Source organism: Streptosporangium sp. NPDC049078, from assembly GCF_040648855.1.
In the GTDB taxonomy this organism is placed as follows: domain Bacteria; phylum Actinomycetota; class Actinomycetes; order Streptosporangiales; family Streptosporangiaceae; genus Streptosporangium.
The window spans coordinates 65,801-90,286 of the sequence record NZ_JBEZEL010000014.1; the positions used below are offsets into that span (position 1 = coordinate 65,801).

General features: G+C 70.4%; 22 protein-coding genes. 13 read left to right on the forward strand and 9 right to left on the reverse strand.

Annotated features, from left to right (window positions below):
* Positions 1-72 precede the first annotated feature (72 nt).
* The 7 genes from AB0B90_RS24230 (at position 73) to AB0B90_RS24260 (ending at position 7,921) form a co-directional block, all read left to right on the forward strand.
* Positions 73-969: a branched-chain amino acid ABC transporter permease gene (locus AB0B90_RS24230; protein WP_350946044.1), complete on the forward strand. Its 897-nt coding sequence runs from the start codon at positions 73-75 to the stop codon at positions 967-969.
* Positions 966-1,973, forward strand: a complete 1,008-nt coding sequence (locus tag AB0B90_RS24235) for a branched-chain amino acid ABC transporter permease (RefSeq protein ID WP_350946043.1) — start codon at positions 966-968, stop codon at positions 1,971-1,973. Before AB0B90_RS24230 ends, AB0B90_RS24235 begins: the two co-directional genes overlap by 4 nt.
* A complete protein-coding gene (locus tag AB0B90_RS24240) occupies positions 1,970-2,743 on the forward strand; it encodes an ABC transporter ATP-binding protein (protein WP_350946042.1) in 774 nt (257 codons plus the stop codon). Before AB0B90_RS24235 ends, AB0B90_RS24240 begins: the two co-directional genes overlap by 4 nt.
* Positions 2,740-3,456, forward strand: coding sequence for an ABC transporter ATP-binding protein (locus AB0B90_RS24245; protein ID WP_350946041.1), 717 nt, complete (start codon positions 2,740-2,742; stop codon positions 3,454-3,456). The genes AB0B90_RS24240 and AB0B90_RS24245 overlap by 4 nt, the downstream gene beginning before the upstream one ends.
* Before the next feature lie 81 nt (positions 3,457-3,537).
* Entirely contained in the window at positions 3,538-4,959 is a 1,422-nt protein-coding gene (locus AB0B90_RS24250; protein ID WP_350946040.1) for a hypothetical protein, read from the forward strand.
* The gene (locus tag AB0B90_RS24255) at positions 4,956-6,578 is read left to right on the forward strand and encodes an amidohydrolase (protein ID WP_362924922.1); all 1,623 of its coding nucleotides are present in this window, start codon (positions 4,956-4,958) and stop codon (positions 6,576-6,578) included. The genes AB0B90_RS24250 and AB0B90_RS24255 overlap by 4 nt, the downstream gene beginning before the upstream one ends.
* The gene (locus AB0B90_RS24260; RefSeq protein ID WP_350946038.1) at positions 6,575-7,921 is read left to right on the forward strand and encodes an amidohydrolase family protein; all 1,347 of its coding nucleotides are present in this window, start codon (positions 6,575-6,577) and stop codon (positions 7,919-7,921) included. Before AB0B90_RS24255 ends, AB0B90_RS24260 begins: the two co-directional genes overlap by 4 nt.
* 125 nt (positions 7,922-8,046) lie before the next feature.
* On the opposite strand, the gene AB0B90_RS24265 is transcribed toward AB0B90_RS24260, so the two are convergent.
* Positions 8,047-9,573 (reverse strand): arabinogalactan endo-1,4-beta-galactosidase, encoded by a 1,527-nt coding sequence (locus tag AB0B90_RS24265; protein WP_362924924.1) that lies wholly within the window; start codon positions 9,571-9,573, stop codon positions 8,047-8,049.
* Positions 9,574-9,659: 86 nt separating this feature from the next.
* The gene (locus AB0B90_RS24270) at positions 9,660-11,813 is read right to left on the reverse strand and encodes a beta-galactosidase (RefSeq protein WP_362924926.1); all 2,154 of its coding nucleotides are present in this window, start codon (positions 11,811-11,813) and stop codon (positions 9,660-9,662) included.
* Between the two features lie 315 nt (positions 11,814-12,128).
* On the opposite strand from AB0B90_RS24270, the gene AB0B90_RS24275 reads away from it, so the two are divergent.
* From AB0B90_RS24275 to AB0B90_RS24290, 4 genes are read left to right on the forward strand one after another with little or no spacing between them, the layout of a single operon-like run.
* The gene (locus tag AB0B90_RS24275) at positions 12,129-13,436 is read left to right on the forward strand and encodes a sugar ABC transporter substrate-binding protein (protein ID WP_362924928.1); all 1,308 of its coding nucleotides are present in this window, start codon (positions 12,129-12,131) and stop codon (positions 13,434-13,436) included.
* Positions 13,433-14,335, forward strand: a complete 903-nt coding sequence (locus AB0B90_RS24280; protein ID WP_362924931.1) for a sugar ABC transporter permease — start codon at positions 13,433-13,435, stop codon at positions 14,333-14,335. The genes AB0B90_RS24275 and AB0B90_RS24280 overlap by 4 nt, the downstream gene beginning before the upstream one ends.
* Positions 14,335-15,201: a carbohydrate ABC transporter permease gene (locus AB0B90_RS24285; protein WP_362924933.1), complete on the forward strand. Its 867-nt coding sequence runs from the start codon at positions 14,335-14,337 to the stop codon at positions 15,199-15,201. The genes AB0B90_RS24280 and AB0B90_RS24285 overlap by 1 nt, the downstream gene beginning before the upstream one ends.
* A 42-nt stretch (positions 15,202-15,243) precedes the next feature.
* The gene (locus AB0B90_RS24290) at positions 15,244-16,245 is read left to right on the forward strand and encodes a LacI family DNA-binding transcriptional regulator (RefSeq protein ID WP_350946032.1); all 1,002 of its coding nucleotides are present in this window, start codon (positions 15,244-15,246) and stop codon (positions 16,243-16,245) included.
* A 228-nt stretch (positions 16,246-16,473) separates the two neighbouring features.
* On the opposite strand, the gene AB0B90_RS24295 is transcribed toward AB0B90_RS24290, so the two are convergent.
* Positions 16,474-17,721 carry a hypothetical protein gene (locus AB0B90_RS24295; RefSeq protein WP_350946031.1) on the reverse strand — a complete coding sequence of 416 codons (1,248 nt, stop codon included), beginning with the start codon at positions 17,719-17,721 and terminating at the stop codon, positions 16,474-16,476.
* 343 nt (positions 17,722-18,064) lie between these two features.
* Between AB0B90_RS24295 and AB0B90_RS24300 the strand changes: the two genes are divergently transcribed.
* Positions 18,065-19,555 (forward strand): pyridoxal-dependent decarboxylase, encoded by a 1,491-nt coding sequence (locus AB0B90_RS24300; RefSeq protein ID WP_362924935.1) that lies wholly within the window; start codon positions 18,065-18,067, stop codon positions 19,553-19,555.
* A 138-nt stretch (positions 19,556-19,693) separates the two neighbouring features.
* On the opposite strand, the gene AB0B90_RS24305 is transcribed toward AB0B90_RS24300, so the two are convergent.
* The 6 genes from AB0B90_RS24305 to AB0B90_RS24330 all read right to left on the reverse strand — a co-directional run bounded on the left by AB0B90_RS24305 (position 19,694) and on the right by AB0B90_RS24330 (position 23,649).
* Positions 19,694-20,014: a type II toxin-antitoxin system PemK/MazF family toxin gene (locus AB0B90_RS24305; protein WP_350946029.1), complete on the reverse strand. Its 321-nt coding sequence runs from the start codon at positions 20,012-20,014 to the stop codon at positions 19,694-19,696.
* Positions 20,004-20,234, reverse strand: coding sequence for a hypothetical protein (locus tag AB0B90_RS24310; RefSeq protein WP_350946028.1), 231 nt, complete (start codon positions 20,232-20,234; stop codon positions 20,004-20,006). Before AB0B90_RS24310 ends, AB0B90_RS24305 begins: the two co-directional genes overlap by 11 nt.
* Before the next feature lie 129 nt (positions 20,235-20,363).
* Positions 20,364-21,047: a maleylpyruvate isomerase family mycothiol-dependent enzyme gene (locus tag AB0B90_RS24315; RefSeq protein WP_362924938.1), complete on the reverse strand. Its 684-nt coding sequence runs from the start codon at positions 21,045-21,047 to the stop codon at positions 20,364-20,366.
* Between the two features lie 350 nt (positions 21,048-21,397).
* The gene (locus AB0B90_RS24320) at positions 21,398-21,664 is read right to left on the reverse strand and encodes a hypothetical protein (protein ID WP_350946026.1); all 267 of its coding nucleotides are present in this window, start codon (positions 21,662-21,664) and stop codon (positions 21,398-21,400) included.
* A gap of 353 nt (positions 21,665-22,017) precedes the next feature.
* Entirely contained in the window at positions 22,018-22,506 is a 489-nt protein-coding gene (locus AB0B90_RS24325) for an NUDIX hydrolase (protein WP_350946025.1), read from the reverse strand.
* 243 nt (positions 22,507-22,749) lie between these two features.
* The gene (locus tag AB0B90_RS24330; protein ID WP_350946024.1) at positions 22,750-23,649 is read right to left on the reverse strand and encodes an alpha/beta fold hydrolase; all 900 of its coding nucleotides are present in this window, start codon (positions 23,647-23,649) and stop codon (positions 22,750-22,752) included.
* 171 nt (positions 23,650-23,820) lie between these two features.
* Between AB0B90_RS24330 and AB0B90_RS24335 the strand changes: the two genes are divergently transcribed.
* Positions 23,821-24,399: a TetR/AcrR family transcriptional regulator gene (locus tag AB0B90_RS24335; RefSeq protein ID WP_350946023.1), complete on the forward strand. Its 579-nt coding sequence runs from the start codon at positions 23,821-23,823 to the stop codon at positions 24,397-24,399.
* The last annotated feature ends 87 nt before the right edge of the window (positions 24,400-24,486 follow it).

Below are 24,486 nucleotides of genomic sequence, written 5' to 3' on the forward strand. Positions count from 1 at the left end.
GCGGGCGGCGCGTCCCGGCAGGACACGCCGCCCGCCACAGGCATCGATGAGGCATCCATTGGAGGGAGGAACGTGTCCGTAGTAACGCAATGGTTCGACGCCAACCTCATCACGGTGATCAACGGACTGGCGTACGGTCTACTGCTCTACACGCTGGCCGTCGGTCTGTCGCTCGTGTTCGGCATGCTCAGCCTGTTGAACCTGGCGCACGGCACGCTTTTCCTCGCCGGCGCCTATGTCGCCGCCGTGGTCGTGGCACCGAGCGGCGCGTGGCTGTCGTGGGTGCTGGCGCTCAGCATCGCGCTGGTCGTCGGCGCACTGGCCGGGGTCGGGCTCACCACGATGACCCGGCTGCTGACCCGCCGCGGCCACATGGCGGAGGCACTGCTCACCCTCGGCATCTCGCTGGCCGGGTCCAGCCTGCTGCTGTGGATCTTCGGCGCGGATGTGCGCTCGGTGCCGGCACCCGCCGGCCTGGACGGCAGCGTCACGATCCTCGGCAACCCCTACCCCGTCTACCGGCTGGTGCTGATCGGCTTCGGGCTGCTCATCGCCCTGCTGGCCGAGGTGATCCTGGAGCGCACGATGATGGGTGCCGTCGTGCGGGCAATCGTCGCCGACGCCGACATCGTCAGCACGCTCGGCATCGACACCCGGAAGATCCTTTACGGCGTGCTGGCCGTCGGCTCCGCACTCGCCGTGGTGGCCGGTGTCCTCGGCGGCCCGATGCTCGGCGCCGCGCCCGGGCTCGACGGCCACGTCCTGTTGATCGCCTTGGTCGTGGTGGTCATCGGCGGCATGGGATCGGCCCGCGGCGCGCTCATCGGCGGCCTGCTGATCGGTCAGGTGCAGACCCTCGGCACGGCCCTCGCGCCCGAGGTCGCCCCGTTTCTCATATTCGGCGCGATGGCGCTGGTCCTGGTCGTGCGGCCGCACGGCCTCCTTGGCCGAGCGGAGGCGACCACATGAACATCCTCGAACGTCCGGCCACGGGCGCGCTCGTCCCGCCGCTGCTCGTCCCGCCACTGCTCGTGCTGGCCGCCGCCGCGCCACCGTTCCTGCTCGGCCCCTACGCGGTCTCCACCCTCACCCAGATCCTGGCCTTCTCCCTCATGGTGATGAGCATCGTCCTGCTCATGGGCATCGCCGGAGTGCCGACCATCGGACAGGCCGGCTTCTTCGGCGTCGGCGGCTACGTGACCGCCCTGCTGGCCGGCCACCTCACCACCAGCGCGCCCGCGCTGCTGGTGATCTCGGCGGCGGCAGGGGCGCTGGTCGCCGCCGCCACCGGCTGGCTGCTCGTCCGGGTAAGGGGCACGTACGTGCTGATGCTGACGCTGGCCATCGGCGAGTTGCTCGCCCTGGTGGCCATCGCGCGGGTCAGCCTCACCGGCGGCTCCGACGGCCTCGCGAACATCCCGGCGCTGACACTGCTGCCCGGCGTCACGCTGCGGCACATCGCCGTCGTCTACTGGTACATCGCCGGAGCCGTGCTCCTCATGGCGGCCCTCATCGCGCTGCTGATCCGCTCGCCGTTCGGCCGGGCGCTACGCGGCGTGCGCGACAACGAACCGCGGATGCGCGCGCTCGGCTACAGCACCGCCCTCTACAAGTACGCCGCGTTCACCGTCAGCGGCGCGTTCGCCGGCGTGGCCGGGTCGTTGTGGGTGACCCAGACGTTGTTCATCTCCCCGTCCGACATGAGCTTCCACACCTCTGCGCTGGCACTGCTCGCGCTGATCGTCGGCGGGTCGCAGAGCCTCTGGGGGGCGGTGGCCGGCTCCGCATTGATCATCGTCGCGCAGAACATGCTGCCGATCTCCATGCAGGGCCTCGGCCCCCTCGTACTCGGCGTGGTGCTCGTGGTGGTGGTCTACACGCTGCCGGACGGCTTCGCCGGGATCCGCAACCCGCTGCGCCGTCGCCCGCCCGCGGCCGTGACCGCCGAGCCGCCAAGGAAGGAGCGGGTATGACCGCCGCACTACGGCTGGATGGCCTGACCCGGGCGTACGGCGCGCTGCGCGCGGTCGACGGCGTGACGCTGACGGTCCGCGCCGGGGCCCGGCACGCACTGATCGGACCCAACGGTGCCGGGAAGTCCACGATGTTCAAGCTGCTCTCCGGCGAGGTCCGTCCGACCGACGGCCGGATCCGCTACTTCGACGACGACATCACCCGCCACTCCCAGCCACGCCGGGTCCGGATGGGGATCGCCCAGACCTATCAGCACTCCAGCGTCTTCATGTCGCTCACAGTCGCCGAGAACGTCGCGCTCGCCGCCCAGCGGGCACAGGGCATCGGCACCGTGTGGTGGCGCGGCTCCGCCCGATACGCGGACCGGGCCGCCGCCACCCGGGAATGCCTCACCGCGGTGGGCCTGGCCGAGCGGAGCGACGACCTCGTGTCATCGTTGTCCCACGGCGAGCGCCGTCAGCTGGAACTGGCCCTGGCGCTCGCCTCCAAGCCCCGCCTGCTGCTGCTCGACGAGCCCACGGCCGGCATGTCGGCGACCGAGTCGGACGCCTTCGTCCAGCTGGTCAAGACACTTCCCGACGACCTGACGGTGATCGTGGTCGAGCACGACCTCGACGTCGTGTTCAGCCTGGCGACCGACATCTCCGTACTGCACCACGGCAAGCTCCTGGCCACCGGCACACCGGCCGAGGTGTCGGCCGACCCTGCCGTCCAGGAGGCGTATCTGTCCTGGTCGGCGACCGACGACGACCTGAAGGAGATCCCGTGAGCCCGCTGCTGGAAGTGCGCGGTCTGCGCGCCGGATACGACGGGAGCGTGGTGCTGCAGGGCGTCGACGTGACCATCGACGAAGGCACCGTGCTCGCGGTGCTCGGCAGGAACGGGGTCGGCAAGTCGACCCTGGTCATGTCGGTGATCGGGCTCGTACGGGCGTACTCGGGCAGCGTCGTGTTCGCCGGGCGGGAGCTGACCCGCGAGCGGACCGACAGGATCGCCTCGACCGGCATCGCGCTGGTGCCCCAGGGACGGCGGGTGTTCAGCCCGCTGACGGTCGAGGAGAACCTGCGCATCGCCGTACGCCGCAACCGGCCGGGCCCCTGGACGCTGGATCGGCTCTACGAACTGCTGCCGCGGCTGCGGGAACGGCGGGGCAACCGCGGCGACCAGCTCTCCGGCGGCGAGCAGCAGATGCTCGCGATCGGCCGGGCGCTGCTGACCAACCCGCGCCTGCTGTTGCTCGACGAGCCGTCGGACGGGCTCTCCCCGATGGTGGTACGGCAGGTCGCCGACGTCGTCCGCACGTTGCGCGAGGACGGCATCACCGTCCTGCTCGTCGAACAGAACGTGCGACTGGCACTCGAACTCGCCGACCACGTCGCGGTGATGGTCAAGGGCGAGATCGCCTGGCACACCGACCCCGCCGGCTTCCACGGCGACCGCGAACGCGTCCGCGCGCTGATGAGCGTGGCCGGTCCACAGTAGAGGGGATGAACGTTGACCACGAAGGACTATGGGTGGGACGAAGAGCGCCGGCTCTTCGTCCATCCGCGGAGCACACCGTACGTGAGCGGACCGCGGCCCCTGCCGCAGAGCCTGGACTACCTGGAGGATCGCGAGTACACCTCCAACATGACCGTCGAGGCCCGCTGGCCCACGGTCGTCAGGCTGACCCACACCTGGCAGAACGTCGTCGACATGGGCGGCCGACGCTACATGTTCCACTACTACCGACAGGCTCTCAACGTCTACGACATCACCGACCCGACGGCCCGTGAACTGGTGCTCGAAAAGCGGTACGGCCCCGAGGAGGGCGAGTTCGGGGCGGCGGCCATCGCCTACAACAAGCAGCGGGACGCCTGGATTCTGGTGCAGTGCTTCGAGGTGCCGCGCACCTACGGGCCCGACTCCGACAAGTACGCCGACCCCGCCGTGCTGCCCCGGCTGATGGCGGCGCCCGGATTCCGCGGCTTCCGGGTCTACGAGCTGACCGGCCCGACCGACTGGAAGCTGCTCGCCGAGGTGCCGACCGGCCCGGTCGACCCGGCCACCGGGATCCACCAGGGTTCCGGCGGGGTGGACACGCCCGCCTACGACGGCGGCCGTTACATGTTCATCGCCGCCGCCCCCGACGACACGTTCGTCAACCAGGAGTTCGCCACCTACCCGTACACGCCCGCGCAGCTCGTGTACGACATGGAGGATCCGGCGCACCCGAAGCTCCTGTCCACCTGGTGGGTGCCCGGCCAGCGGGCGGGCGAGACCGACGCCTACGAGTCATGGAGCAGACACGGCAACCGGACCTCGTGGATCGGCGCGCGGGTGCCCATGTCGGTGCCGGTGCCCCTGGAGCAGGGCGGCCGGTACGGCTACGCGGTCATGGGCGGCCTCGGGCTGTACGTGCTCGACCTCGCGGACCCGCGCCGCCCACTGGTCGCCGGCCATCTCGACCTGCCGCACAGCTGGGCCGGCATCGAAGGCGACGTGGTGGACACCAGCCGGGTGGCCGACCACGGCGTCGTGTTCGTCAACGGCGGCCCGATGAACGAGGACGGCTACGAGCCGTACAAGGACATCTATGTGATCGACGTCAAGGACCCGGCGAATCCGCACATCGTGGCGACGTTCCCCCGGCCGGTTCCGCCGGCCGGAGCGCCCTACCAGGACTTCGTGTTCCGGCGGGGCAAGTTCGGTCCCAAACGCTTCGGCTCCAACGCCCACCCCGGGACGGCCGACCCCAACCTCACGCTGTACTCCTTCGGCAACGCGGGTGTTCAGATGTTCGACCTCACCGACGTCCGCCGACCGGCCCTGGCCGGGTACTTCGTGCCGAAGATGACCGACGAGCTGGGCGACCCGCGCTCCTATCTCGTGCCGACCGAGAGCATCTTCGTGGAGTGGGACCGCCGCCTGGTCTGGGCCTTCACGAACTCCGGCATGTACCTGCTGACCAGCCCGCTGCTGGGCGAGCCGAGGATCGCCCGATGACGGCCGATCTCATCCTGGTCGACGGCGACATCACCACCGGCGCGGGCGGGCGGCGGGTGAGTGGCCTCGCCGTACGCGCCGGGCGGGTACTCGCGGCCGGGAGCACCGACGAGATCCGCCGGTACGCCGACTCCGGCACCCGGGTCGTGGACCTGGGAGGCCGCTGCGTGATCCCCGGCCTGGTCGACAACCACATCCACTTCGTGCGGGCCGGGCTCACCTGGAACTCGGAGCTGCGCTGGGAACGCTGCCCCAGCCTCGCCGCCGGTCTGCGGACCATCGCCGAGACGGCCGGCATACGGCCGCCGGGCGAGTGGGTGCTGGTGATCGGCGGCTGGCACGAACGCCAGTTCCCGGAGGGACGCGGACCGGATCTCGCCGAACTGGACGAGGTCGCGCCGGATCGCCCCGTCTTCGTGCAGATGATGTACGACTGGGCCCAGGTCAACACCGCGGGAATGCGCGCCACCGGTCTCACCGCCGAGACCGCCCGCGCGGCCGGAGCGCACCTGTTCGAGTGGGACGGCCACGGCCGGCCGACCGGCCGGGTGCTGGGCATGGAGGGCTGCAAATGGCTCTACGCCCGGCTGCCCAAGGAGACACTGGAAGCCCAGATCGCCTCGACCGCCCGGCTCTCCCGCGACCTCAACCGCTTCGCGGTGACCGCGCTGATCGACGGCGGCGGCGTGAACACCGGTCCGGACGTCTACGAGGCCGTGTACGAGGTGGACCGGCGCGGCGACCTGACCGTGCGGACGTTCCTGACCGTGCACGCGTCGGCGCGTGGGCGCGAGGCCGAGGAGATCGCCGGATACCTGCGCTACGGTCGCCCCCGGCACGGCAGCGACACGCTCCGGCTGCTCGGCTTCGGCGAGGTCGTGCTGTACGGCCTGCACGACCGGGTGCACACCCGGGTCGACGTCACCGACGCCGACCGGGCCGAACTGATCCGCGTCTTCACCGACCTGGCGGCCGGTGGCTGGCCGGTGCAGATGCACGCGCACCGGCCCGAGGTGATCGAGACCGTCATCGCGGCCTGCGAGGAGGTGAACACCCGCCATCCGCTCGCGCCGCTGCGCTGGGGCATCGTGCACGGCGAGATGATCAACCCGGCGCAGGTGGGACGCATCCGCGCACTCGGACTCGGCGTCCTCACCCAGAGCCTGCTGCGTTTCCTCGGCGACCAGGTGGTGGGCGCCTTCGGCGCCGAACGGGTCCGCGACGCGCCACCGCTGCGCGCCCTGCTGGACGCCGGGGTTCCGGTCAGCGCCGGCACCGACGCGATGCGCGGCGCCTCCTACGACCCGTTCACCTCGCTGCACTTCTACCTGACCGGCCGCACCATCGGCGGCGACCGGATCGTCGCCGACGAGAACCTGCTCGACCGCGACGAGGCACTGCGCCTCTACACGCGCGGCAGCGCCTGGAACTGCTTCGCCGAGCACGAGATCGGCGCGCTGGAACCGGGCTTCCGCGCCGACCTCGCGGTGCTCTCCGACGACTACTTCACCGTCGACGTGAACAAGATCCTTACGTTGGAGTCGGAGCTGACCCTGCTCGGCGGCCGGCCCGTGTACGCGAGCGGCGAACTGGCCGCAGTCCTGGAGGAGGGCCGATGAGCCGACTGCTGATCCGCGGTGGCCGCGTGGTGACCATGGACCCGGCGCTGGGCGACGTCGACGGCGACGTCCTCGTGGTCGACGGGCGGATCGCCGAGATCGGTCCCGACCTGTCCGCCGCGGACGCGGAGATCCTCGACGCGACCGGCACCGTCGTGCTCCCCGGCTTCGTCGACACCCACCGCCACACCTACCAGTCGCTGGTCCGCGGCCTGCTGCCGAGCTGCACGCTCGGGGAGTTCATGGGGACCATCTTCAACAGCGTGGCCCCGGCCTACACCCCCGAGCTGATGCGGCTGGGCAACTACGTCGGTGCCCTCGACGCGCTCGACGCCGGCATCACGACCATGGTCGACTGGTCGCCGAGCGAGACCCCCGACCACGCGGACGGGGCGATCGAGGGCCTTCGGCAGGCCGGCATCCGGGCGATGTACGCGCACGGCATGCCGGCCGGCGGCCAGTGGTGGTACCGCAGCGAGCTCGACCACCCGGCCGACGCCCGCCGGATCAGGGCCGAGCACTTCCCCTCCGACGACGGCCTGCTCACGATGGCGCTCGCACTCCGCCAGCCCGGCAACGTCGTCGACGAGGTCGCCGTGCACGACTGGAAACTCTCGCGTGAACTCGGCGTCCGCGTCTCGGTGCACACCGCGATGCGCTCGGGCGGCGCGACCGGCCACCCGATCCGCACCCTGCACCGGCTCGGCCTGCTCGGCGAGAACACCACGTTCATCCACTGCACGACCAGCACCGACGACGAGATCGCGATGATCGCCGACTCCGGGGGCACGGTCTCGATCGCGCCGTACGTCGAACTGGTGATGGGCCACGGCCTGCCGCGGATCACCGCGATGCTCGCGCACGGCGTGGCCCCCACGCTCAGCATCGACACCGTCACCACCTCGCCCGGCGACATGTTCACCCAGCTGCGGATGGCACTCGCCCTCGGCCGCGCCGAGGCGTTGCCCGAGAACCCGGAGGATCCTTTCACCCCGACGCTCACCCACCGCGACGTCCTGCGGCTGGCCACCCTCGACGGTGCCCGGGCCTGCGGCCTGGGCGACCGAACCGGCACCCTCACCCCGGGCAAGGCGGCCGACGTCCTCCTCGTCCGAGCCGACTCGATCCGTACCCTCCCCCTGCGGGACCCGGCGGCCACCGTGGTCTCCTCGGCAGACCGGGCCGACGTCGACACGGTGCTCGTCGCCGGTGTGATCCGCAAGCGCGGCGGCGTCCTGGTCGGCGTCGACCTGCCCCGCCTCCGCGCCGAGGCGATCGCCGCCCACGAGGACATCCTGACCCGAGCCGGACTCAAGACGGAGGATCGCGCCGCGGGAGAGTAGTCGCGACCCTGACCCGAGCCGGACTCGAAACGGAAGCTCGAGCCGTGGGGCGTGGCCGCGCCTCTGCCCCGCGACGACGTCTCACGGCGGCACGCCCGGCATGTCCCGGCGTGCCGCCGCGAGGATCACTGGTGGGCGAACTGGGCGAGGGCGGGCAGCGCCCTGTCGGCGAAGTCGAACAACGCCTGGTTCTCCCAGCCGTTGCCCGAGGACGGGTCGGCCGGGTCCCAGCCGTTCCCGGTCACCGCGGTCCAGGTGGGCTCCCAGTACACCGCGCCGAGCCCGCGCCCGCCCGGCACGGCCTGCACGATGCTCATCACGTCGCGCAGCATCGCCGACTGACCCGCCGACGAGGCCGGGTATCCGGGGTACGGGGTCGCCGCGGTGATGATGTTGGCGAGGCCGTCGTCGTTGCCCGTGGTGAAGGGGTAGGCGGTCTCGGCGAGCAGGACGGGCCTGCCGTAGCGGGACGCGATGTCGTTGATGTTCGCCTGGAAGGCGCCGAGCGTGCCGTGCCAGTAGGGGTAGTAGGAGACGCCGATCACGTCGTAGTTCACGCCGTGCGCCGCGGCGCTGTCGAACCACCAGCGAAACAGCCCGTTGTCGCCGCCCTCGGCCAGGTGCAGCACCACCCTGGTCGAGGACGAGACGGCCTTGACCGCGCTGTAGCCCGAGTTGAGCAGCTGGGCGAGGTTGCCGAAGTTGGAGCTGCGACCGTCCTCCCAGAGCATGCCGTCGTTGATCTCGTTTCCGACCTGGACCATGTCCGCGGTGGTGCCCTGCGCCTTCAGCGCGTTCAGCACGTCGTAGGTGTGGTTGTAGACGGCCGTCTTGAGCTGCGCGAACGTGTATCCGTTCCACGCGGCCGGCTTGTACTGCTTGCCGGGGTCGGCCCAGGTGTCCGAGTAGTGGAAGTCGACGAGCAGGCGCATTCCCCTCGCCTTGACCCGCTGCGCCATCGCCAGCACCCGCGCCTTGTTGTTGTAGCCGTCGGCCGGGTTCACCCACACCTTCAGCCGGACGTAGTTGGCTCCGGCCGCCGCCAGGATCGCGAGGGCGTCGCCCCGCGCGCCCCCGGCGTCGTGGTACCTGCCCCCGTACGCCTCGGACTTGGGCAGGCTTGAGGTGTCGGCGCCCTTCACCGCCAGCGTCGCCGACCCCGCCGCGAAGGTGACGTCGTCGAAGTTGGCCCAGCCGCCCGCCGCCGCCGCGGAACCGAGGGAGATCGTGCACTGGCCGCCCGTCACGTTCTGGGTGACGACGATCTGGATCCACTCCGAGGAGCTGACCGGCGCGTGGGTCCGCCTCTCGGCGGAGCCGCAGTTCCGCAGCGCGATCCAGCTCTGGCTCATCGCCCCCGACCTCACCCAGACGCGGAGCGTGTAGGCGCCCGAGGCCAGGCCGGTCAGCGTCTGGTTGGTCTCGACGGTGTACGCGGCGGTGGACCAGTGCGACAGGCGGTAGGAGCCCGTGCGACCGCCGGCCTCGGTGAAGTCGGCGGAGGCGTTGCCCGCGGTGCTCCACGAGACCGGCGCGGCGACGCCGCCTCCGGTCTCGAAGCCGCCGTTGGCGACCGTGGGGGCGGCTCGGGCCGGTAACGGCACCAGGACGGCGGCGGCACACACCAGCAGTGCCGTCAGGATCTTCTTCAAGGGTCCTCACTTGGTCAGGAGTGATGTGGACGATCCCCGAGACCCCGGGCGCCGCGCTCAGGTGACGGGCGCGACCCCGGGGACGATCACGCGTCTCCGGCCGGCTCGACGACCGTGACGCCGCCGGCGGGCACGGTCGCCGACCCGGTGTACGCGGCGCCGTCGAGCATCCCGGTCCCGCTCACCTCCGGGACGGTGACCGGCTCCTCGCCGTGGTTGATGAGGAAGAGGTGGCGGCCCCGGCGTACGAGCTCCAGGGTGTCGGGCAGGCCGCGCGGGCGGGACACGCCCGCCAGGTCGAGGACCGCGCGAAGGAGAGCGCGCAGATCCCGCTCGGCGCCCGTTCCCGTGTCGCCCGCCGGGCCGCCGAGGTCACCGGGGTCACCGGGGTCACCGGGGTCACCGGGGTCACGGCGACCTTCGGGAACGCCGGCGCCGGGGGCGCGGTCGAGGTCGCGGAACCCTTCGGGAACGCCGGGGGCGCGGTCGGGGGACGGGTCGAGGGCGGTGGCGACGTACCAGGCGGTGCCCGCGCCCAGCTCGTGGCGGGTCACCGCGGGGTGGCCCGCGTCCGGCCCGCCGGTGAAGGCGTGCACGGCGCGCGCCCCGGCGAGGCGGACCCGCTCGGACCAGATCCGGCCGGTCAGGCCGTCGTCGCCGACGGGCACCGTGCCGTTCTCCGGCAGCGGGTGGAACTCCTCCACCGTCAGGCCGAGCACGTCGCGCAGCGCGCCGGGAGGGGCGCCGGGGTGGACGGCGTCGTTCTCGTCGACGATTCCGGAGAAGTAGGAGACGACCAGGTGCCCGCCCGCCTCCACGTAGCGGCGCAGGTTCTTGCCCGCCGCCTCCGTGAGCAGGTAGGAGCTGGGGACGACGACCATCCGGTACGCGGAGAGGTCGTCCCCGGGGCGGGCGAAGTCGACGGTGACGTGCTCGCGCCAGAGCGCCTCGTAGTAGGCCTCCATCCGCTCGCGAAAGCGCAGGTCGACCGAGGGGCGCCACTCCAGCTCCAGCGCCCAGAACGACTCCCAGTCCCACACGAGCGCGACCTCGGCCTCGACGCGGGAGCCGCGCAGGCCGGCCAGCCCGCGCAGGCCGGCGCCGAGGGCGACCACGTCGCGCCAGAGGTCGGAGTCCGTCCCGGCGTGCGGCAGCATCGCCGAGTGGAACTTCTCCGCGCCGTGCCGGGAGGCGCGCCACTGGAAGAACAGCACCGAGTCCGATCCCCGGGCGACGTGGGCGAGGCTGTTGCGCCGCATCTCCCCCGGCCGCTTGGCGAGGTTGCGCGGCTGCCAGTTGACGGCGCCGGTCGAGTGCTCCATGAGCATCCACGGCCGACCGCCCGCCACCGAGCGGGTGAGGTCGGCGGCCATGGCCAGCTCGATGTGGTTCTCGGCCCGCACTGCTTCGAGGTAGTGGTCGTTGGAGACGACGTCCACCTCGTCCGCCCATCGCCAGTAGTCCATCGCCACACAGTTGGCGATCATGAAGTTGGTGGTGACCGGCTGGTCGCCGAAGCGGCGGATGGTGTCGCGTTCGCGGCGGAAGTTGGCGATGTGCGCCTCGACGGAGAAGCGCGCGTAGTCGAGTTGCAGGGCCGTCAACTGGCCGGGCAGTGCGAGCCTCGGTGGCTCCACCTCCTCGAACGAGCCGTAGGTCAGCCCCCAGAACGTGGTTCCCCAGGCCGCGTTGAGCGCCGCCACGTCCCCGTGCCGCTCGCGCAGCCAGTCACGGAACGCCTCGGCCGAGGTCTCGCAGTAGCAGCGGGCGTTGGCCCAGCCGTACTCGTTGTGGACGTGCCACATGGCGATCGCCGGATGCCCGGCGTAGCGCTCGGCGAGCCGCTCGGCGAGCCGCTGGGAGGCGGTGGCGTACTCGGGGGAACTCGGGCAGAAGCTGTGCCGGGTGCCGCCGGCGATGACGTGGCCCTCGCGGTCGACCAGGCGGGCGCCGGGGTGGGCCGTCCTGAACCAGGTGGGCGGGGACGACGTCGGCGTCGCGAGATTGATCATGATGCCCCAGGAGTGCAGCAGCTCGACGATCCTGTCCAGCCTGTCGAAGTCGTAGACCCCCTCGGCGGGCTCCAGCATGCTCCAGTTGAACACCCCGAGACTGACCAGGTTCACCCCGGCCTCGCGCATCAGCCGGACGTCCTCGCGCCAGACCTCCTCCGGCCACTGCTCGGGGTTGTAGTCCCCGCCGTACGCGATGCCCTCTGGCAGGGCGGGATATCCGGACAACGACTCCCCCTCGAACGATTTCTGTGAACGTGCACAGTAACCTACGGCCGTCTTTCACGGAAGACCAGTGGCGAGACTCCCGGAGCAGCAGCGGGTTAACAAGAACGTAACGGGCATTGACAGCGCGTCCCGGCTGATTTCAGTCTGTGAACGTTCCCAGAGAGGTGCCACTGGCCTCCCCTCCCCCCGGCCTCTCTCGCCGACTTCGCCGGCGGCCCCGCCCCTGTGGCCTCCCAGCGGCCGACGCCCCGTCATGAACCCGCCATGAACCCGTCCTGAACTCCCCCACGGACCCCCACGGAGGAACACATGCAGATGAACCGGCTCGTAGCGGTGGCGACCGCGTTCCTCGCCGCCGCCCTGGCCGCCGGGTGCTCGGGCACCCCCCAGGAGGCGGCCGCCCCGGACACGCGGAGTTCGGCCCCCGCCGGGCCGGTGAAGCTCACCTACTGGACCTGGGTCCCCAACATGGACAAGATCGTGACGGTCTGGAACCAGGCCAACCCCGACATCCAGGTCACCGTCAGCAAGCAGGCCGGCGGCGACGACGCGGCCGCCAAGTTCCTCACCGCCGCCAAGGCGGGAAACCCTCCCGACCTCGTCCAGGCCGAGTACCAGATGCTGCCCTCCTTCGTCGCCGCCGACGCGGTGGCCGATCTCTCCGGCGAGGCCGGCGCGGCGAAGGGCGAGTTCGGCGAGGGCGTCTGGGGCCTGGTCACGCTCGGCACCGACGCCGTCTACGCGCTCCCCCAGGACAGCGGCCCGATGATGCTCTACTACCGCCAGGACCTGTTCGACAAGTACGGCATCGAGGTGCCGAAGACCTGGGACGAGTACGCCGAGGCCGCCCGCACCGTGCGGAAGAAGGACCCCAAGGTCTTCCTGGGAACCTTCTCCAGCAAGGACCCCGGCTCCTTCGTCGGCCTCGCCCAGCAGGCGGGCGCCCAGTGGTGGTCGATCAGCGGCGAGTCCTGGAAGGTCGCCGTCGACGACGAGGCCACCAGGAAGGTCGCAGACTACTGGGGCGGCCTCGTCTCCGAGGGCGCCATCGACGACCAGCCGTACTTCACCCCCGAGTGGAACAAGGCGCTGAACGACGGCAGGCTGCTCACCTGGCCCTCGGCGGTCTGGGCCCCCGGCGTGCTGTCCGGCAACGCCCCCAAGGCGAAGGGCAGGTGGGCGATCGCCCCGCTGCCGCAGTGGAACGCCGGCGAGAACGCGAGCGGCTTCTGGGGCGGCTCCTCCACCGCGGTCTCCGCCAAGTCCCCCCACCTCGCCGCCGCCGCGAAGTTCGCGACCTGGCTCAACACCGACCCCGAGGCGCTCGGCCTGCTCGTCTCCGAGGGCGCCCTCTACCCGGCGGCCACCAAGGGCGCCACCATGCTCGGTGAGGCCCCCGAATACTTCTCCAACCAGCCCGACTTCTGGCAGCGGACCGCCACGATCGCGAGCGGCGCCCGCGGCTTCACCTTCGGCCCGAACGTCAACGTGACCTACAACGCCTTCAAGGACGCCTTCGACAAGGCCCTGCAGGACAGGTCGGCGTTCTCCGACGCCCTCGTGAAGATGCAGGACGCGACGGTCGCCGACATGCAGAAGTCCGGATTCCAGCTCACCCGATGACACGACGCCCCGGCGGCGGCGTTCGCACCGCGAGCGCCGTCCCCTACCTCCTCCTCGCACCGGCCATGGCGCTGTTCACGCTCTTCATGGCCCTCCCCATCGCCTACACGGCCTACCTCAGCCTGCGGCGCACGAAGGTCTCGGGGCTGGGCCTGGGCAAGGGCTCCCGCCGCGAGGTCTTCGCCGGCCTCGACAACTACGCGGCGACGCTCGCCGACGGTGAACTGTGGGCCGGCTGGCTGCGCGTCCTGGGCTACGGCCTGCTGGTGCTCGTCGTCATGCTCGGGCTCGCCCTGCTGTTCGCACTGCTGCTGGACTCCGCGCACGTGCGGCTCGCCCGCTTCTCCAGGATCTCCCTCTTCCTGCCGTACGCGGTGCCGGGCGTGGCCGCGACCCTGCTGTGGGGCTTCCTCTACCTGCCCAGCCTCAGCCCGATCCGCCAGGTGCTCGACGTCGACCTGCTCGGCGCGGGCACGGTGGTGCTGTCCATGGCGAACGTGGCGGTCTGGGGCGGCGTCGGCTTCAACACCCTGGTCCTCTACACCGCGCTGCGCGCCGTGCCCAGAACCTACTACGAGGCCGCCAGGATCGACGGGGCGAGCGAGATCCAGACGGCGCTGCGGGTCAAGGTCCCGATCCTGCTGCCCGCGATCATCCTGACCACGGTCTTCTCCATCATCGCCACGATCCAGGTGTTCACCGAGCCGACCACCCTGCGGCCGCTCACCAACACGATCAGCTCGACCTGGAGCCCGCTCATGAAGGTCTACCGCGACGCCTTCGTCACCGGCGACCTCTACTCGGCCGCCGCCACCTCGATCGTCATCGCGGCGATCTCCCTCGTCCTGTCGTTCGGTTTCCTGCGCGTCGTCCGCGACCGCGCCTTCGGGGAGGGCTGATGGCCACCACACCCCTCACCGGGGCCCGCCGCCGACGCCGCCCGGCCGGGATCGCGCCGACCGCGATCCTGCTGCTGGGCGCGCTCTACTGCCTGCTGCCGGTCAGCTGGGTGCTGGTGGCGGCCGGCAAGTCGAAGGCGGAGCTGTTCTCCACCTCGACCTTCGCCCCCGGCACCGGCCTGCTGTCCAACCTCGCCGACCTCGCCGCCTACCGCGACGGCGTGTTCTGGCTGTGGATGCTCAACACGCTGCTGTACGCGGGCGGCGGCGCCCTGCTGTCCACGGCCGTCTCCGCCGTCTCCGGTTACACCCTGGCCAAATATCGCTTCCCCGGCCGCAACCTGATCTTCAACCTGCTGCTCGGCGGCGTCCTGGTGCCCGCCGTGGTGCTCGCCATCCCGCAGTATCTGCTCTTCTCCCGGATCGTGCTCGCCGACACCTACTGGTCGGTCCTGCTCCCGCAGATCCTCAGCCCGTACGGCATCTATCTCGCCCGCGTCTACGCCACCGCCGCCGTCCCCGACGCGCTGCTGGAGGCCGGGCGCATCGACGGCGCCGGGCACCGGCTGCTGCTGGGCCGGATAGCCCTGCCCCTCATGCTGCCCGGCATGGTGACCATCTTCCTGTTCCAGTTCGTCGCGATCTGGAACAACTTCCTGCTGCCGTTCATCATGCTGGGCGACGACCAGAGGTTCCCGCTCACCGTCGGGCTCTACACCCTGCTCGCCGCGGGGGCCAACCAGCCCTCGCTCTACAACCTGATCCTCACCGGCACACTGCTCTCGATCATCCCGTTGATCGCGCTCTTCCTCACGATGCAGCGCTACTGGAGGGCCGACCTGGCCGGCGGGGCCGTGAAAAGCTGAGGCCAGGCCGACCGGCCGCCGGGCGAGGGGAAAATGGGGAGCATGGCGAAGCGTCCGACCATTCACGACGTCGCGGCGGTGGCGGGGGTGTCCCGGGGAACGGTGTCCCGGGTCCTCAACGACGACCGGTATGTCAGCCCCGCCGCGCACGCCGCCGTCAAGCGGGCCATCGCCGAGACGGGCTACGTGCTCAACCGGGCCGCCCGCAGCCTGGTCACCCAGCGGACCGGCTCGGTGGTGATGGTCCTGTCGGAGCCGCAGGAGAGGCTGTTCGAGGATCCCACCTTCAGCGTGCTGCTGCGCACCGCCACCCGGCGGCTCGCCGAGCGGGACGTGTCGCTCGTGATGATGATCGCCGGGAACGACGGCGACCGCGACCGGGTGATCCGCTACCTGCGCGGCGGCCACGCCGACGGGGTCTTCCTGGTCTCCACCCACGCCGGTGACAAGCTGGTGGACGCGCTGCTGGACATCCCGGTGGCCGCCGTCGCCCAGGGGGCGGTCATCGGCAGGGAGAACGTGATCCCGTACGCCGCCGCCGACGACCGCGAGGGCGCCCGGCAGATGACGCGCTACCTGGTGGAGCGCGGCCACCGGCGGATCGCCACCATCACCGGCCCGCTCGACACCCCCGGCGGCGCGCTGCGGCTGGAGGGCTTCGCCGACATCCTCGGCAGGAAGGCCGGCAGGAGGCTCATCGAGCACGGCGACTACACCCAGCTGGGCGGGGAGAGCGCGATGGCCAGACTGTTGGAGCGCTCCCCCGACATCGACGCGGTGTTCGTCGCCTCCGACCTGATGGCCGCGGGCGCGCTCTCGGCCCTGCGCGCCGCGGGGCGCAGGGTGCCCGAGGACGTCGCGGTGGGCGGCTTCGACGACTCGGCGGTGGCGCTCACCACCCACCCGCCGCTCACCACCGTCCGCCAGCCCCTGGAACGGGTCGCGGAGGAGACCGTCCGCCTGCTGCTCGCCCTGATCGACGGCGCCGAGCACCTGGAGCCGGTCATACTGCCCACGACCCTCGTCGTGCGTGAGTCCGCCTGACCCGCTGATCACCGTACGCGGGGCGGCGGCCGGACCGACCGGCCATCGGTCACCGTACGCGGGGCGGCCGGACCGACCGGCCATCCGATGGTCGCCGCACGCGAATCCATCGGACCGGTCCGCCACCGTACGCGGAGCCGCCCGACCTTTTCCTCCGGCCGACCTGATCGTCAGGTCGGCCGGAGGAGCGGCGGAATCAAACAGGATCGAGCGGGATCGACGGCCGGGTCAGCGACCGGGCGAGGACCCGTTCACGGTGAGAACCTGCTCCTCGGTCTCGATCGCGGGGAAGGTGCCGGTGTCGATGATCCCGTGCTCGTGGAAGGCGGCCTCCAGCAGCGCGTGAGCCTTGGGCTCCAGCTTCCAGAGGGCACGGTACTCACGGGCGGTGGCCAGGGAGACCCCCGTCTCGTGGGCGATGTCGGCCGCGCGGGGCACGAACTTCCGCTCGATCTGCTTGTCCCAGTATTCCCGCGCGGCGCGCATCAGGGCCGCGCGCTGCGCCGTGTCGACGACCGGCGGCGGACCGTCCAGCACCTGGACCTCGTCGTCGTCATCCTCGTCCCCGAACCGCGACGAGGAGGGACCCGCGGCCACCGCGGGACGCGCCGGCTCCGGCTCCCACGGCACCGGCGGCGTCAGGTCGATCAGCGCGGAGGTGTTGTAGAGGGCGCCGATCTGGGAGAGCAGGGCCTCCTGGCGCACCGAGTCGACGGCCAGGCCGGTGTGCTCCACCGCCCGGTCCATGGCACGGTCCAGCTTGGTGAGGGCCGAGCGCATCTTCCGGTCGGACGCCCCGGACTCGCGGAGCGCGCGGGCGCGCTTGGCCGCCAGCGCGACCCTGGTCAGCCTGCGGTGGGCGTCGACCTCACTCGCCGTACGGTCGCTGACCTCGGCCAGCCCGATGCGGACGAGTGCCCGCTCGGGGGTGAGCCGCCAGTTGATGCGCGAGCGCCCGCTGATCCGGTGGCGTTCGATCGCCATGCCGCGCTCCCACAGCCACGCCGCCACCAGGGGAGCGGCGAGCCGGAAGATGGCCTCGGCCGTGCTGCGGGCGTCCATGCTGGACAGCACGGCGGTCAGGCCGGTGAGCGCCCACACGGCGATGCCGTCGATGCCCGCTGAGAAGTTCTCCCGCATGTTGCGGCGGGCACGGACCGCGCTGGTGATGACCGCGACCTCGATGAAGGCGAAGAGCAGCAGCCTCAGCGGGCCGTCGAAGCCGAGCACGTCACCGGAGAAGCGCCACATGCCCTGGGCGGAGACGCCCGTCGCGATGCTGGCGGCGACGATGGTGAGGATGTCCTCCACCGGACGGGGCGCGACATGGGAGTGGAAGAAGCGGACCGCTATCCGCTGGACGGCGCGAAGCGCGAAGTAGGCCACGACCAGCAGGACGAGGGCGAACACGCCGATGATGACCGTCAGGATCGGCTGGTCCGATGCGAAGGCGGTAATTTGATCGATGGGGGGCATCAGTCACTGTCCGTCAGTCTCGAATGTCCGACAGGATATTCAGCGATCATTCCAGAATGTTCGGTGGCTTGCTCGCGAAACGGGCGCTCACGCGCGTGACAGAAGTGAACACAGTTGCGCCGACAGCCAGTAAAGACAGCGGCTCCCGTCCGCCCGGCCGCCCCTTCGTGGTCGGCCGGGCGATCGGGCAACGGCCTCGTAGCCTCCCGCCTGCCGATATTCGCCCGGCCGGGCGGTCGCATACCGGCCCCGCACGGGGGTGAGTTCGCATGATCGCCGAAGACCGAGTCCGTACCCCGGGGGTCGTTGGTCAGACGTCCGACCGGCGTCGTAGCGTCGAGGCATGGACGCCAGCGACAAAACGGTCACTTCTCACGCTCCCGGGCCGTCGCCCACCGGCGGCCACCCGCCCGAGACGCCGCAGGCGACGGGAACCGGTCGCGAGCGCGGGACGCTCGGCACCGACCGTGACCACCTCCCCGAACTGCTTGAGGCCACCCGCGCCTACGCCGCACGCCTCCTCGCCGGGCTCGGCGACCGGGCGGCGGCGCGGACACCGGTCAGGCCCGCGCCCGCGTCGCTGCCCGAGGCGGGGGTCGGCCTGCGGGGGGCGTTGGAGGAGTTCGCGCGGCGGTGGGAGCCCGGCTTCGCGGCCGGTGCGGGCCCCCGCTACCTGGGTTTCGTCACGGGCGGCGTGACGCCCGCCGCGCTCGCGGGCGACTGGCTGACCGGCACCCTCGACCAGAATCCCACCTCGGGCCTGGACTCGCTCGCCCCTGACCTCGAACGGGAGACGGTCGGGTGGCTGCGTGACCTCTTCGGTCTGCCCCCCGAGCACGAGGGGGCGTTCGTCAGCGGCGCGACCCTGTCCAACCTCACCGGCCTCGCGATCGCGAGGGAGTGGCTGGGCGAGCGACGCGGCGTCTCGGTGGCCGAGGAGGGCGTCGCGGTGCTCGGGCCGGTGACCGTGCTGTCGGGAAGCCCGCACTCCAGCACCGTCAAGTCGCTGTCCATGCTCGGCCTGGGACGGTCGGCGCTCCGGCGGGTCTCCCTCCTGCCCGGCAGGGAGGCGGTGGACGTGGCCCGGCTCGCCGAGGAACTCGACCGGCTGGACGGGGCTCCGGCGATCGTGGTCGCCAACTCCGGCACGGTGAACACCGTCGACTTCGACGACCTGCGCGCCATCGCGGCCCTACGTGAGCACCACCCGTTCTGGCTGCACGTGGACGCCGCGTTCGGGGCCTTCGCCGCACTCTCGCCCGAGCACGCCCACCTCGTCGCGGGCCTCGGCGAGGCCGACTCGGTCTGCGTGGACCTGCACAAGTGGCTGAACGTGCCCTACGACAGCGCGGTCCAGTTCACCCGCCGCCGCGACCTGCAGATCCGCGTCTTCCAGAACTCCGCCGCCTATCTCACCCCGGTGGGCGACGTCCCCGACCTCGTACACCTCACGCCGGAGAACTCCCGGCGCCTGCGTGCGCTGGCCGCCTGGTTCACCCTCGCCGCGTACGGTCGCGAGGGGCACGCGGAGATCGTCCGGCACGACATCGCCCTCGCCGCCGCACTCGGCGAGCGGATCGCCGCGATGCCCGCCTACCGGCTGCTCGCCCCCGTACGGCTCAACGTGGTCTGCTTCACCCTCGCCTCCTCTCCCACCACGGCGGGGATCGCCGAGGTGGCCGAGGCGATCACCGAGTCCGGCGAGGCGTTCCTCACGCCGACCGTCCACGAGGGTGTGCCCGCGCTGCGCGCCGCGTTCAGCAACTGGCGCACCACCGAGTCCGACGTCGACCGAATCGCGAAGCTCCTCCAGGAGGTCGTGAACCGAGCGTGAGCTCGACCGGCCTCGGGGCAGTGATCGAACGGTTCTGATTAGTCCAGTCCGCGGGGCGTCCGCCTTCTGCCGTGATCCCGTTCTCGTACTCCATCGGAAGTGGGATCACGGCGAAAAGGCGCCCATCCGGCGCTTTCTCTATCGGAGCAGCCCGAGGACCGTGTGGAGGGCCTCGTCGACCTCTTCGATCTCGGCGGGGTCCAGGCGACCGGCGAAGTCGCCCAGACGGTGCGGGGTGACAGCCATGGTCTGCTCGACCATGACCCGGCTCTGCTTGCCGAGCAGTTCGACTTCGGGACGGAAGGGGGCGGGGGGTGCACTGGCCGAGGTCGGTGCGATGAGGACGGTGGAGAGGTGGGAGAGGAAATCCGACTGGAGGATCACGGCGAAGCGCTCGCCTCGCTGTTCATGGGCCATCGCGTCACGAGGAGCGCGCAGCCGGTACACGTCACCACGCACGCAGGTGCTCCGTGTCCTTCATGATCGCTTCGGCTTCGGCCCTGTCGGCGGGATCTTTGGCCAGCCTCTCGGCCGCGATCCGGGCCTCCTCCATCCGATGGAGTCGTTGGGCGACGACAAGAGCTTCACGAACCGCTTCGGTCACGGAACGGCCATCAGCGGTCAGCTCGCTCAAAGCCTTCTCCGCTCTGGCATCAAGGTCGACAGTCAGCATGGCCATATCTTCACTGTACGATGCGGCGTCTCGCAGGTCTTCGACCAAATTCTGTGAGCACATGGATACTCAGAGTGGTCGAATGTATGCCTCGCCTGCCGAGCGGTGAGAGGCGTCCGGACGGCAGGTTCTCGATCATGTCATCTCACCGCGTCCTCGCAGGATCGAGACGCCGTCGCCGTCGAGTTCGTCGCAATACGTCATGCGCCCGGTCATCGCCATCGTGAGTGCCAGGGTGGTGCCGGAGACGAGCGGACCGGAGCCGGTCGCGAAGGGGCCGTCGTCGGCGACGAGCCGCAGGCCGGCGATCCGCCCTTTGGCGACGACGACGAAGTCGCTGCCCTGGTAGTACTCGGCCAGCCGGGTGATGGTCCCGATCGGGTAGTCACGGCGAATACCCAGTGGCCGCCGGATGTCCTCGGCGTGCAGGATCGTCTCGCCCAGCATCGCCACGACCGGGACGGGCGGCTTGGTCGTGCTCGCGACGACACGACGGAACCTGTCGTGCGTCTCGGCCGCGGTCGCGCCCAACTGTTCGGCGAGCCGCATGGCGTTCTGCCTGTTGAAGTCGAACCGGCAGCGGATCACGCCCGCCATCCACCTCACCGGAGTGAGGGTCGCCGCCGAGGTGAGGTGCGCCAGCACCTCGCGCACGGTCAGTCCGGAGCACAGCGACGGTGTCGCCCACTGCTCGTCGGTGAGATCCGCCAGGTCGGCCGCGAGGGCCGCCCGCTCGGCGTGGACCAGTGGCCAGATGCCGGAGGCGCGGCGAAGGCGGCGAAGGCGGCGAAGGCGCAGCCTCGGTTCCGGAGCGGTCATGTCGGATGATGTTCCGTCGTGGGTCATGGCAGTCCTCGCGGCGGTCGGTAGGAACGGTTACGCGTAGGACTTTCGCCACGGGGCGGAATCGTCGCCGGTGAGCGGTTTTTCGATGGGCGATCTCGCGCGGGAACGGCCGAACGCAATGGTACGCGGCCTCCGGTCTGGTCCGGCAGAGCTCTCAGCAGCGTACTCGCCGTCTGCGCCACGCCGGCTTGGGCGGGAGCGGGAGGCCGGAGACCTCGGCTTCATGGGATGGGTCTCCGGCCGTCGAGGGTCTGTTTCCCGCTACTCGGCACCAGGGGTGGATCTTGTGTGTGCCTGTGTCGAGATCACGCGTGTGCCGATCGTCAGGCTCCGGGGCATGGATTGTTTCGGGTGTTCTCGCCGAGGTTGTCCAGACGTTCGCCCCACTTCTTGCGGCCTTCCGGGGTCTTCAAGCTGTTGATCTCGTCCCGGACCTTCTTGCCCGCGTAGGCACCCCCGAGCGCTCCGGCCGCCGGTTGCCCGGCGGCGGTGCCGAGGAGCGTGACCTTCACCGCGACCGTTGAACCTGCGACCGTGGCCACGGCGTCGATGGCATCGTGAGCAAAGGAGTTCTTCTTTTTCTTTCCCATATCACCCCTTCTTCTGGCCCTCTGCGGGGCGGTTGAACATATCCGAAAGGTAAGACATGGAATGATTTATGACGACGGCAGGTAATACGACTGTAGCTTACCGGTCAGAGCGCTGGATATTGACATATATTGTGTAATCTTCTGACAAGTCGTGATCTCGATGAATTATCTGCGGAGTCGCGCCTGAAATAGGTGAGGGCGGGCGTCACGGATACGATCATCGGCATTTTCCGGTCCATCGTGCTTCTCCCTTCGTGCTCGACCATCCAGCCGTCGATGCGGTAACCAAACCCGACAATTCACCGAAACCGTCGGGCTCCTCTCGCACATGAGGACGGAAATACCGAGGCGAGTCAATCGCTCAAGTGCCGCTGAAGGCGAGTGTGCTGCGCCAGGGTCGCGTCGATGACCTGAGTGCCATCGGGCGGAGTGTCGGCGGTGTCCCACCAGCGGATGGCGCCGATCTCCCCATTGGGGGTGAAGGCGTCGTGGAGGGTGGGGACGTGGGCGGTGTAGATCGCGGCATACTCGTCGCGTGGTGGGCCGACGAGCCGGAAACGTGCGTACCCGGCGAAGGTGAGGGTGGGCAGCCGCAGACCGCTCTCCTCATGGAGTTCCCGTACGGCGGCCTGAAGAGGCGTCTCGCCGGGATCGATCCTGCCGCCGGGTAGTTCCCACTCCCCGCGGAAGCGGTCGAAGACCAGTAGCAGGTGCCGGCCGCACCAGACCGCGACCAAGGCCGCGGGCATCGGCGCGTCGTCCGGCGCGCCGGCGACGCGTGCGGCCGGCAGGAACGCCGTCAGCGCGTTCCCTTTCGTGTCCTGGGCCAAGGCTCGATCCATGCATCCATGATGAGCACCCACGGGCAAGACCTCACCGCCCGACACCTCGACCGCCTGCAAGGAGGCCCGGCCGTGGCATCCACGGCGGCGGCCTGACTCTGGAATGTGCGGCTTTCCCCCTACAGGACACAACCGAATCCCGTGCTGCCGCACAGGCCGAATACCGCCCACCCAAGCCCCGCCGGCGGAACCGGCCGACCGACGCTCCCCGGCACGACCGGGTTTCCGGCAGGGGTGAAATCCCTACTTGGAGTCGAGGCTGCCCAGGCCGCTCTCCACCGGTGCCGGCCAGGTGGAGTCCTTGAGGCCGAGGGCGTCGCGCAGGTAGGCCCACGTGAGCTGCTGGATCAGGGCGACCCGCTCGGGGCTCTCGTCCGTCGTCTCCCTGATTTCGTAACCGGCGACACCGCCGAGCGAGTGCTCCGCCCCGGCCAGGGTGAGCAGGCTCTTGCTACCCGGGCTCAAGCGGTAGGCGTCGGTGAACCAGTCCGGACCCCGGACCGACAGCGGAGAGTCGTCCCGGTCGCCCGCGACGACGAGGGCCGGGGTGGTCATGTCCGCGAAACTCGGGCTCATGAAGGGGAAGTGCTCGGCCGCGAACGGGGAAAGGTCGGCTCCGCCGGTACCCGTCACGGCCAGCAGTACGCCCGCCTTGATCCGCGGGTCGGACATGTCCTCTCCGGGGACGCCGTCGGCGTCGAGGACTCGCGCTCCCAGCAGCGTGCTCGCCGTCTGGGCACCCCAGGAGTGCCCGGCCACGGCGACGCGCGTGCCGTCAAGACGTCCGGCGAGGCCGGGGACGGACGACTCCAGGAGGTCGAGCCGGTCGAGGGCGAGTTTCAGGTCGTCGACCCGGAGCCTCCAGATCAGCGGTGTACGCGGGTCGTCGGGCGGGAGGTTCAGCGTCCGCGAGTCGAGGTGGGTGGGCTGGACGACGACGAAGCCGCGGGAGGCCCAGAAGCCGGTCAACGGGTCATAGCCGGTCGCCGACTGGCCGAAACCGTGGGAGAAGACGATGACGGGCAGCTCGCGGCCGGTCGTAGGGGCGGAGATCCGCACCCGCAGATCCTCTCCTCGATCCGGGGCCGGCAGCGTGACGGGGTGCACCGAGACGACCGGCGTGGGCTCTGGCAGTGCGTGCATGATTGTTCCTTCGCGACGTGGCGATGTGATGATGACCGTGACGTGTCAGCGGCTGCGGTTCGGCGATGACCGTGACTTGGCATCGGCCTGCCGGGCTGACATCCTGGCAATGCGGAACCCGGTTCCGCTTCGAATATACGGAACACGGTTCCGCTTTGCAAGGGGGCAACAATGACCGGCACAAGTGGCGAATCGTCGGCCCCACGCAAACGGGCCGATGCCCGGCGCAACGAGAAGACCCTGCTGGAAGCCGCCGCCGCGATGTTCGTCTCCTCCGGCGTCGACGTGCCCGTGCGGGACATCGCCGCCAAGGCAGGCGTCGGCGTCGGCACGATCTACCGCCACTTCCCGACACGGGCCGACCTCATCGTCGCGGTCTACCGTCACCAGGTGGAGGCGTGCGCCGAGGCCGGTCCCGTACTGCTGGCGAAGAGCACCACACCGCACGCCGCGCTCGCGAGCTGGATCAACCTCTTCGTCGACTTCCTGGTCACCAAGCACGGTCTGGCCGAGGCGCTGCGCTCCAACGACGCCGCCTTCCAGACGCTGCACGCCTACTTCCTCGACCGCCTCGTCCCCGTCTGCGCCGACCTGCTCGACGCCGCCGCCACGGCGGGCGAGATCGCCCCCGACATGGATGCCCTCGTCCTGATGCACGGCATCGGCAATCTCTGCATCGGCGCCGACAATCCCCGCTACGACGCGCGCCTCATGGTCGGGCTCGTCATCGCGGGACTACGGCTCCGTTAAGCCGGTTTTCCGCGGGGATCCACAATGGACGGCCTTCCATCGCCCGGTTAGAACGTCGTCCCCCCTTTCGAACCACCACACTCGCAA